The organism is Funiculus sociatus GB2-C1, from assembly GCF_039962115.1.
GTDB lineage: Bacteria > Cyanobacteriota > Cyanobacteriia > Cyanobacteriales > FACHB-T130 > Funiculus > Funiculus sociatus.
This window is the reverse complement of sequence record NZ_JAMPKJ010000116.1, coordinates 1-10622: the sequence shown is the minus strand read 5'-3', so window position 1 is coordinate 10622 and position 10622 is coordinate 1. Positions and strand designations below refer to the sequence as shown.

Here is a 10622-nt window from a genome sequence, read left to right as displayed (position 1 = left end):
TCTCTTCAATCTCCGCCCCCTAAAGCGTCTGCCAAATCCTGTAATTGCTTAGTCAGACTACACTTAAGGCTGGTTATTTGGCTACTGGGTCATCCAAATGAGCGAACGGTGAGGTTTTAAGCCATATTCTACCCAATTCCGCAAACCGTAAAAATTACCCACTTGGTGATATTTGATTTCTGGAACATGAGTCATTACATACCAAGTTGAGTTTTTAGGTAACGTTTTGGGGTCGGTTGTAATTTCCCAAAACTGAGTAGCACGACGCTTGCCGAAAATAATCTCACGGATATATCTTTGCTGGGCTGTGCCATCTGAAAATATCCGCTTAAATTCTCGCTTTTCGATTGCAGCGCACCCGTTGCTCCTTGGGCAACCACACGGCGTGATTACTGCGAATAGCTACAACAAACGGTAACTTCAACTCGTACAACACCTCAATGAAGTTACTGCAACTCTCGACCTATAAACTATCGGCAAGTACAAGTTTAAACTTAAAACCCAAGGCTTGTAGTTCTCTGATTATTTGAGCAGCAATTTCAGGTTTGCTTAAGTATCTATCTCCCGCTTGGAGCCGTTCTTTAGGTTTATACACTTCAAAGGTTAATGGAACCGTAATTCCGTCAATTACTCCATAAGCTGTGACGGCCACAATCCCATTCTCTACCTTGCCTAAATTTCCAATGTATTGTCGTTTGACGTAATCCGTATCATTCCCTTTTTTCCGATCACCTGTTTCATCAATTATTAAGATAATTTCTCTTTCCTCTAGAACTTGTAAAATTAGCTTTAATCTTTGCTCTCTCAACTGCTCTACCTGCCAGGGGGATACCGTGAGAAAGTGGTGTAATGATTGTTCCTGGTCTAGCCCCGCTAAAGATAGCTATTGCAGGTAGCGATTTTCTCTTAATGTCTGCTAGCATCCCGATATGCAAATTTTTGAAAGCTTCAAAACTTCTGACTTCTGGGAATAGTGGTTGATACCATTGGCAGTAATCATCCACAAATTTCACGGTCGGCTTGGCTGCACGTGGCTCTGTCATACGCGAATTCTGGCTTTTAGCTGTTTTAGCTCATTATCCTCCACCCAGAGTGACAGAAGAGCGATAAAAACACTGTAGTGGTAGATGTATGTATCTAATATCACCCAAATGGGTGAGCTAAGTGGGCGAAGTGCGATCGCTCCTGGAAATATTTAAATATGGATACATTCGATACAATCTCACCCAGTATGGCTACCATCAACGGAACTAACGGTAATGACCCTGCCTTAAACGGAACTAATGGCGATGACATCATAAACGGACTAGCAGGTAATGACTTTCTCTTTGGCGGGTTGGGTAATGACATCCTCAATGGCGGAACAGGTAGCGATCGTATGGAGGGTGGCGCTGGTAGCGATACCTACATCGTTGACGGCACTGACGTGATTGATGAAAAAGCCCCTAATGATAGTAATAGCTTCGACACCGTACAATCGAGCATTACTTGGACACTCGGTGCCAACCTAGAGAAGCTGGTTCTTACTGGTAATAGTGCAATTAATGGTACAGGTAACGATCTAAACAACCAAATATACGGAAATTCTGCCAGCAACTCTCTATTTGGTGGCTTTGGCGATGACCTTCTCAATGGGGGTGCGGGTGCCGACCGCATGGAAGGTGGCGCTGGTAGCGATACCTATATTGTTGACAACATAGGCGACCAGATTATCGAGCAGTTTAGCAATCCTTCTAATCAAAATGATTCAGACCTAGTTGAATCGAGCATTACTTGGACACTGGGTGCGGGCCTGGAAAGGCTATATCTTACAGGGAATGCGGCGATAAATGGCACAGGTAATGATCTCGCCAACGGACTTGGCGGCAACAATGCCAACAACACGCTAATTGGTGGCGCTGGGGATGACAGACTTGGGGGAGGCGGCGGCAGCGATATCCTTGATGGTGGTGCTGACAACGACACCTATTACATGACCGATACTAACGACACAATTATCGAAGCTGCCGACGGTGGCATAGACACGGTTGAAACTTTGGTCAGTTATACGCTGGGGGCAAACCTAGAAAACCTAACTATGTTAGGCGATTTAGGTACTGCTCTCGATGGTAGGGGTAACGAACTCAACAACACCATTACCGGGGCGAACTATAACACTAATACCCTGAGAGGCAAAGCTGGGCATGACACCTTAATGGGCGGTCTTGTAAACGACACTTTGGTGGGTGGAGCTGGCAGCGACACGCTCACAGGCGGTACTGGTGCCGATAAGTTTTACTTTCATGGCAAGTCAAGCGCTGTAGATCGGATTACAGATTTTTCAGTAGCAGACGACACGATTGGCATTGCTACTCGTTCTGGCTCAATGTTTGCCAATGCGGGGCTAACAGTTGGGGCGGCAATTACAGCTTCGCAGTTCCGCATCGGTGCTAGTGCAGGGGACGCAGGTGATCGCTTCATTTACAACAGCACAACTGGCGGTTTGTTCTTTGATAAAGACGGTATTGGTGGAACTGCACAAGTGCAATTTGCCACCCTTTCTACTGGACTGGCGATGACTAACGCTGATGTTCTCGTCTTTGCATAACAATAAATTCAATCTGATTTCACATTTTTGGAGCGTCGCATTTTTATGGGTATTCCTGCCATCGCCAAAAAATTCTCAATGGTTACAGCTGGTGCAGCATTTATTGCTTTAGGGGTAGTAGGCTTTCCAGCAACAGCTATTACACTCAATCAAGGATATGATCCAGGCTTAGAATCGGGACAATCTCGTCCCAACTCAAATTCAGCTGCGGCAGCTTTCGATTCAGTTGCAGCAACATTGGGAAGTGTTAATGTGCTTGATTTCGAGAATTTAACAACAGGAATATACTCTACCTTAAGTATCACTCCTGGTGTAACTGCAACCTGGTTAAACCCCAATTCCTCGGCTCAAAGTGTTAGTGATGGCACTTACTCCTTGCTCGGACACAATACAACATCAGGCGGTAGCAAATTCCTAAGTATTGGCCCTGACAATCCTTTTAATCCTGTCAGTCTAACTTTTTCTTTTGAAAATCCAATTCAAGCCTGGGGAGCTTATTTCTCAGGTGTTCAAGGTATCAGAGGGAAATACTTTGTCGAGTTCACGGATGGTTCTTCGCAGTCTTTGTCACTCGCAGAAAATGATGATGGCGGTGTACAGTTCCTTGGATTTACATCTGCTGGCAAATCCATTTCCTCGATTACTATCGCGGGACAAGCTGGCAGTAGTGGCTACATGGGTGACATCATTGGGCTGGATGATATGCGCTATGTGTTTGCTCCTAGTGAACCTACGCAGTCAGTGCCTGAACCTGCTTCTGTTTTAAGCCTGTTAGTTTTTGGCGCAGTGGGTGCTAGTTCCATGCTCAAGCGTAAACAGGAAACAAAGGCTTAGGCAACAATCTTAACTAAGTATTTATTTGCATTTATATCAACTGTGCCTCTTAGTAAAGCACAACTGTTCTTTCATCTCTATTGACAAATAGAGTAATCACAGAGGAGAGGTATTCAAAAAGGAATACAAATACACTTAGTTGATGTTTTCATACAAGGGTCTTCTTTCAAGCTCCACAATAAAGAACTTCCAATCAAACCAAAGTCTCCATAGGGGTTGAAATGAGCCGGGTGATTGGACAGTTAATCACCTTTATAGTTTTGTAGAGGCAGCAGTAGAGATTAAGAAGCTCCTACAACAGATGGAGCAGTCTTATCCCACTAATACCCTACTAGAGAAACAGGCGGTAGTAACAGAAGCCATTAGGCAGATCGAGAATAATCCAAACTTAAAAGCACGGGTAGTTGGAGCGCTGAAAAAGGCTGGCACTGAAGGTGTAAAAGAGCTAGTTGACCACCCGCTTATCAATATATTTTTAGCGGCTGTGGAAGGGTGGTAGGAACCCTGAATCTTTGCTACATTTCACCATTTTGTCTAGTCGGCTGTCTCTCGAACAATTGGTTGAGATTGCTTCTGAACACTTGAACCGTGAAGAAGTACGGCTATATCAGGCAAATCGGTACTTATTTACGGATACCAATGCGATTACCACCTATATGTTTTCACTGTACTATCACAACACGGCAGCACTACAACTTGCCAAATTAGCTAATCGGGCAGCTTCACGCTATGACTTGGTGTTTGTTTGTGATGTATGTAGATATCCCTTATGACGATACTTGGGACTGTTCTGGAGATGTGAATCGACGCATCTTTCAAAAGCAAATTGTTAGCGATTTAATTATTGGATGACCCGATTGGATGACCCGATTGGAGTAAGACACGACCGAACCGTACAGTCTAATCTTGTATTAATCAAACCGTACAGTCTAGTTCGCCATTCGTCCATTCTAAAGGAGATTTCGATGCTTCATCACATTTCGATCGCCGTTAACAATCCTCAGCACGTTGCTTCCGTTCTGGCAGAAATCATGCAGGGTAGTGTGATTCCCTTTCCACCCAATCCTGGGAGTTACGTAGCACTAGCAGGAGATGAATTTGGCACAATGATTGAGCTTTACCCAGGGGGAACTGAACTGATTCCCAATGCCTGGTCAGGTCAAGCAGGATTTCAGCTCAATGGACAATCTTCTCAATACAGCTCTGTCCACGCGGCAATCTCGGTTCCCATCAGTTTGGAGGAAATCGAACGGATTGGTGTACGGGAAGGATGGCGAGTGTTTGCGGCGAATCGGGATGGCTTGTTTGATGTTATTGAATTCTGGATTGAGAACCGCTTGATGCTAGAACTGCTGACTCCGGCGATCGCGCCAAAGTATCTCAATGTCTTCAGTCCACAGCAGTTGAAAGACTTGAAGAGTCAGTTAGCGATGGCGGATGGTCGCAGGTAGCAGTAGCAACGATTGCAAGGTTGATTTCTACACTTTTCAAATACAGCAAATCAACCTTAATCCACACTCTCTAACTAGCCATAATCCTTGCAGGCGAATGCCGTCAACCCCTACAAATAGCTAAATTTTCGCTCCGATCTAATTATTCTAGTTTAGAGTTGTACCATGAATGGTACAACTCTGACGATTACGCCGAGTTGAAAGCACTCCGTCTAGCAGCAGCCTCCGTCAAAGGCAGTCTTGCTCCAAACTCTTAGATATTGTCGAAAACTTCACTCTATTTAGCGAGGAACAAGGCGGCTTAATCAAACTCGTAGCCAAAAATCACCAGTACCTCGGTGTCAATAATTGCTTAGAAGCCGTACAAAACATCCGAGAAAACCAAGGAAAACTCGGAGTATTCTGGCACACCCAAGGCAGCGGTAAAAGCTTCTCAATGCAGTTCTTTTTCCAAAAAGTTCACCGCAGAGTTCAGGGAAGCTGGACGTTCGTATTTACCCTCTGAAAGCAAACTATAAATAACCGGACAATGAAACTGAACAAAGCCAGCGATTTTTTCATTCACCTGGGATTGTTGTTGACCTTTAATGTTGTAGGGCTGGCAGTAATTCTTTTGGCTTTTCCTACAACTTTTACCACATTTAATTGTCAGCGACTAAACTCCAATCAAGGCAACTGTGAATTGAAAACGCTCACTGGGCCATTTAATAAAGAACAGGTTCGCAGCTTCTCCGTAAAAGAATTAAAATCAGCATCCTTAGAAAGCTACTCTTATTCCTCTAAAAAAACCAATTATTATACCCGTTTAAAAACCGAGAGGGGAGAAGTTTCCCTTCCGACTGGATTCTATGGGCCGAGTTGGAATACAGCCTCCCTACCTACTGAGATTAATAACTTTATAAAAGACCCCAATCAAACATCTTTTAGCGCTCAAGAAGATGACAGTCGCTGGCAAAGCTATTTGTTTTTAGGATTGTTTCTTGGAACGGCTGATTTAATAATAATAAATAGCATAATTATGAGAATGAAGGCAGTCCAAAAAGGATGATATCGCTGAATTTTTACTAGGGAGCGATTAAGGAGCAAAAGGGGCGATTTTAGCGGCTTAATAAGGCGTTTGATGGACAGTTAGAGAGATTTTAGTTGGGGTTCACAATAGGCTTGGGGAAAAGGCAAGTTGAAATTTGTTGATTTTGAACAGTTAGAGAATTTTAAAAATCTAACATAAGGTTATTCTGGATACCTTTATCTTTTAATGTCAGTCTAAACCATGAATAATAGTCCCGGTGGTGCATCCAATCAGCAGTCATTTTTGACTACTAAAATTAAAATATTCTCTCTAATAGTCGCGGTCATCGGCTTGTTAATATTACTGCCTGAGTTTTTCCGCTGCCAATGGGTTGAGTGGCTAAGCCAATGGCACCTAAAATCTTTGCTGCTTTTGGGAGATTTTTATTTATTTTTTGTTTTTCTCTGCTTATGGCCGTCTTGGTGGTCAATTCATTCAGATAACAATTCATCTCGAAAAATTATTTTAGGTATATTGCATTCTGTAGTTTGGGCAGTAGTTTTATGTATTCTTATCTCTCCTATTTTAGGTGGAACCCAGTCCTTTTTCCCAAAAACATATACTTTCTTGAAGCCGGGAGTTGCCTTAATAGGACTCAACCGCTCTTTTTTCAAGGAAATCAAAGCCCAGGAAATAAAAAAAGCTTTAATTCCTTGGGGAATTAGTTCAGCAATTTGCTTAGCTGTCTTTTTTAGCGAAACTCCTTATATTACACCGATAAACTTCAATTCAAAATCAGCCGATTTTGAAGCGGTAGTAGCTTTAGTAGATTCAGGAAAGTTGGTTCCTAATGTTTATGGGTCTGTTGAGCTTCCCTGCAAATATAGCTATCTGGCAAATAGGGGTATGAAAAACTACAGGGGAAGCATCAAAATTACTAAAGAAGGAGAGGCAAAAATAATTCAATTTCTGCAACGGACTTATGGATTTGGAGATGGAGCTGATAATTTTATTTACAGGTCAGATAATAAAGATATCTCCCAATTTCGCGCTGAGGATTCATATGGGATTGGAGTTGTTAAACTTAAAGACCATTGGTTTTGGCAAACGATTAGATACTGAGATATTGCACCATTCTTAAGTTTGATGCTTGCTCCCGCTCCCGGCGACTATGGAGCGTTCGTTTTAGATCCGGACGCTCATAACATTGAAGCCGTATGCCATACGTCGCAATGAGTGTTGTCTTATCTCACCCAAATAGGTGAACTTGCAGGATGAAGACAGCTCTCTTGTCACTCCTCTATAGTGGAGCTGATTCATTTGAGAGGTTAGCCTATGTTTGAGCCACAGTTTCTACGCTTGGATGGGTTCACCAAAGCCGAACGGATTGGTATGACGGCTCGTGTGAGTGAGGCGATTAGCAAAGCAGGAGCCTGGATTACTGATTTCCACCTTTTCTCGAACATCTTAATTTGTATCAACTTTGAGGTGCCAAGCACCAACTTGGACAGACTCGCTGCCTCTGTGCTCCAGACAGGTTTGCATTTGAGCCAAGAGAGCCTGGAGCAACTCATGCCTGCTAACGAATCGACGCTGAAACAGAAAGAGCTAGTAGGGACATTGCAAATTACGTTTGTACACAACGAACCCGACTTGCTCCGAGAGGTGCCTGCTGTTCCGGGATAAAAGCTGAGGTAAGAATATGTCTCTAACAGGCTATGTGTATTCAAATGGTTTTAAGCTCCAATATGTTGTTGAGGGTAACGGGACTCCTACTATCGTGGTTGGAAGTTCATTGTATTACTCAAGAACGTTTTCTAAAAATCTTCGTAACCATTTAAAGTTGGTCTTTGTCGATCATCGAGGTTTCTCACCTCCTTATGATTCAAAAGACACCTCTTTGTTCCAGTTAGACTCACTGGTTGATGATATTGAACTGGTTAGGAAAGAGTTAGGATTTGACAAGATTATTGTTATTGGTCATTCAGGTCATGCCTTTATGGCACTGGAGTATGCCAAGAAATATCAGTCCCATGTATCTCATCTGGTAATGATGTGTGTAGGCCCGAATTACTCGCATGAAGGGCATGAAGCTGCTCAACGATATTTGAATGACTCTGTTTGCCCTGAGCGTAAAGCAGCGCTTGCTAAAAACTTAAGTAGGCTGTCTCAAGAAATGGAAGCTGCACCTGCGAAAGCTTTTATTACTTATTGTCTTCTTATGGGGCCTAAAAGTTGGTTTGACTACAACTATGACGCAACAAAACTCTGGGAGGGTGTAGAAGTCAATATGGCGATGTTTGATTATGTATGGGGCGAGGTTTTTCGAGACATAGATATTACCGAGAACTTAGATAAGTTACAAGCGCCTGTACTCCTTGCTCTAGGTCGCTATGATTACCTCGTTCCACCACCGTATATGTGGGAAGGAGTAAGAGACAAGTTCAGTAATCTGACTATCCGCATATTTGAAAAGAGCGGTCATGCGCCTCAGTTTGAAGAACCAGAGCTATTCGATAAAGAGTTGCTTGAGTGGCTGAGAAACAACTAATTCTTAATTACATAGGCAACCCAATATCTTCTTCTATTGAGCGTTTTAACTATAGCAGTTCTATCTGATTCGTGAACGAGAGAACACAAACCCCTTAAAAAAGTCGGTGTTCTGAATTGTTGGCATTTCACAACTCAAAGTGACATAACCTAAAACCAACAACTGTCTCAAGACAATAGAGTTGGTGGGCTTAGTGGGTCTAAAAGGCTGGGATTTTAATAGAAGTGGATGTTGGGTTTCCTTCGTCAATCAAATCTATGGACAATTTGCAATCATACTAGGTAATCTCATCATTCATTGTTGCCCCGAATTTAGGCTCCCTGTAAATAAAGTTTTCAGCTAATTATAGCGGTTCTTATACGAGTAAGGTATACCAAAATCCAGTCTTATCAAGCTTTCTAATTTTGAGATTCTACCTCACACAACCGAGAACCGCTATAGCGGCTTATGACGGATTGGCTATATTAGCTTGCTACTTCGATGGAACCTTTCTAGCTTACACATCTGCCTACGAAGGAACGTTAGAACATTAATATTCGCTTTGTTTTTTTGCTTAGCTGGACTAGCTTCACTTTGGGCAATCAAGAAACTGCACATTTATCTGAACTCTATTTGAAGCTTTGAAGGTAATAGTTAACCAGAGTTTTTTAAAATGCTGGCACATAACCAGATATTTTTAAATGCCCCGTTGAGACATATCGCGATTAATCCTCTCGCGATTAATCCTCAGTTGTCAGATAACACATTGGTGTCGTTCATCAAAAAACCTTTCAAATCTTTTACAATAGGGTTTTTGGGCTAAGTAACACTTTGGTAGAAATGCCTATTTAAAGCCATAATTGTTTTAACTCCAGCTTTTCTTCATCCAAATATATTTAGGCTTTGATAGCGATAGGAACGTTCAACGATAACAAGTTGTTAAGACGACAAATAATCTGTTATTCGACATTTAGCCTGAAAAGGCTTTAACATTGTATTTGCAAACTTCATTAGTTTGTACACAACCTAATCTCGATTCTAAAATTACCTGGGAAGATATCAAATCTCAACTCTACTATAAATGGCACGATGTAGCAAAAATCCCATTTACTTTATGTAACAAAGCTAAGTTTGTATGACTTAAAACCTTTAATATTGACCAATCCCAACAGCAACCGAGAAGCATCCAAGCAAACATCATGGCAGACGTACCTAATAGAAACCAACTACACCAAGAGAACCGCTTATCTTGGAACGAAGCGACTAAAGCGCACAACAGTCATAAAAGCGACCAAGCGAAGTTTTTCAAAGCAGGTGGCAGTACCCTCTTTCCAGAAGAAAAGGAACTGCTAGGTGACATCGCTGGCTTATCCTTAGTTCATCTCCAATGCAACGCAGGTCAGGATACCTTAAGTTTGGCACAACTGGGTGCTAAAGTAACTGGCGTAGATATCAGTGATGAAGCAATTGAATTTGCTCAAAAGCTATCACAAACATCTGGCATTCATGCAACATTCCATCGTTATGATGTTTACGATTGGCTAGCAGAAACAGCAAAAACGAACAAACGTTTTGATATAGCATTTTGCTCTTACGGCGCAATTTGTTGGCTATCTAATATCGATTTATGGGCAAAAGGGATCGCTTCCATACTAAAACCAAACGGGCGATTAGTTGTAGTTGAATTCCATCCAGTTGCCATGATGTTTGATGAAGGATGGATGCTCAAATATCCCTATTTTACTGACGGTAAACCATTGACTTGGTCAGATGGCATCATCGATTACGTAGCACAATCGGCTGGCGGGCTAACACCTTGGGTTTATGAAAAGGGAATCGAAAACTTTCGTAATCCCTATCCGTCCCATGAATTTCAATGGGGTACTGGAGAAATTATTACAGCAGTATTAGAAGCTAAGCTAAATCTAGAAGTATTCAAAGAATATTCTTATGCTAATGGTTGCAAGTTATTTGACACAATGGAAGAATTACCTGGACGGCGCATGGTTTCTCCCTCCGATATACCTTCTATCCCTTTGATGTATAGCTTATGCGCTCGGATGCCTATACTTGACGAAAATTGATGGACTCCGATATTGGTGGTGGTAAATATGTAGTGAAAGGGTAAATATATAAACTAAAAATACTTTCGTTTTTACACTTTGCAGTGGTTATTTATTTGCCTCGGCAAGCGGTGATTTTGACAACTAG

At 42.2% G+C, this 10622-nt stretch carries 10 protein-coding genes and 2 pseudogenes; 11 read left to right on the top strand and 1 reads right to left on the bottom strand.

Annotated elements, in window-relative coordinates:
• Positions 1-102: 102 nt before the first annotated feature.
• Positions 103-1043: pseudogene (locus NDI42_RS28115) on the bottom strand (IS701 family transposase); the annotation flags it as partial.
• A 158-nt stretch (positions 1044-1201) separates the two neighbouring features.
• On the opposite strand from NDI42_RS28115, the gene NDI42_RS28110 reads away from it, so the two are divergent.
• The 11 genes and pseudogenes from NDI42_RS28110 to NDI42_RS28060 all read left to right on the top strand — a co-directional run bounded on the left by NDI42_RS28110 (position 1202) and on the right by NDI42_RS28060 (position 10495).
• Complete coding sequence (locus NDI42_RS28110; protein WP_190450618.1) at positions 1202-2587, top strand: calcium-binding protein; 1386 nt, start codon at positions 1202-1204, stop codon at positions 2585-2587.
• Positions 2588-2632: 45 nt separating this feature from the next.
• Complete coding sequence (locus NDI42_RS28105; RefSeq protein WP_190450617.1) at positions 2633-3421, top strand: PEP-CTERM sorting domain-containing protein; 789 nt, start codon at positions 2633-2635, stop codon at positions 3419-3421.
• A gap of 301 nt (positions 3422-3722) precedes the next feature.
• On the top strand, positions 3723-3920 hold the full coding sequence (locus NDI42_RS28100) for a hypothetical protein (RefSeq protein WP_190450611.1): 198 nt from the start codon (positions 3723-3725) through the stop codon (positions 3918-3920).
• Between the two features lie 13 nt (positions 3921-3933).
• On the top strand, positions 3934-4194 hold the full coding sequence (locus tag NDI42_RS28095) for an AAA family ATPase (protein WP_199310902.1): 261 nt from the start codon (positions 3934-3936) through the stop codon (positions 4192-4194).
• Positions 4195-4386: 192 nt separating this feature from the next.
• Positions 4387-4872 (top strand): hypothetical protein, encoded by a 486-nt coding sequence (locus NDI42_RS28090; protein ID WP_190450610.1) that lies wholly within the window; start codon positions 4387-4389, stop codon positions 4870-4872.
• A gap of 244 nt (positions 4873-5116) precedes the next feature.
• Positions 5117-5365: pseudogene (locus NDI42_RS28085) on the top strand (hypothetical protein); the annotation flags it as partial.
• Between the two features lie 36 nt (positions 5366-5401).
• Complete coding sequence (locus NDI42_RS28080; RefSeq protein ID WP_190450606.1) at positions 5402-5920, top strand: hypothetical protein; 519 nt, start codon at positions 5402-5404, stop codon at positions 5918-5920.
• A gap of 222 nt (positions 5921-6142) precedes the next feature.
• The gene (locus NDI42_RS28075; protein ID WP_190450604.1) at positions 6143-7003 is read left to right on the top strand and encodes a hypothetical protein; all 861 of its coding nucleotides are present in this window, start codon (positions 6143-6145) and stop codon (positions 7001-7003) included.
• Positions 7004-7216: 213 nt separating this feature from the next.
• Entirely contained in the window at positions 7217-7567 is a 351-nt protein-coding gene (locus tag NDI42_RS28070) for a hypothetical protein (protein WP_190450602.1), read from the top strand.
• 16 nt (positions 7568-7583) lie between these two features.
• Complete coding sequence (locus NDI42_RS28065) at positions 7584-8432, top strand: alpha/beta fold hydrolase (RefSeq protein WP_190450598.1); 849 nt, start codon at positions 7584-7586, stop codon at positions 8430-8432.
• Between the two features lie 1178 nt (positions 8433-9610).
• Complete coding sequence (locus NDI42_RS28060) at positions 9611-10495, top strand: class I SAM-dependent methyltransferase (RefSeq protein WP_190450596.1); 885 nt, start codon at positions 9611-9613, stop codon at positions 10493-10495.
• The last annotated feature ends 127 nt before the right edge of the window (positions 10496-10622 follow it).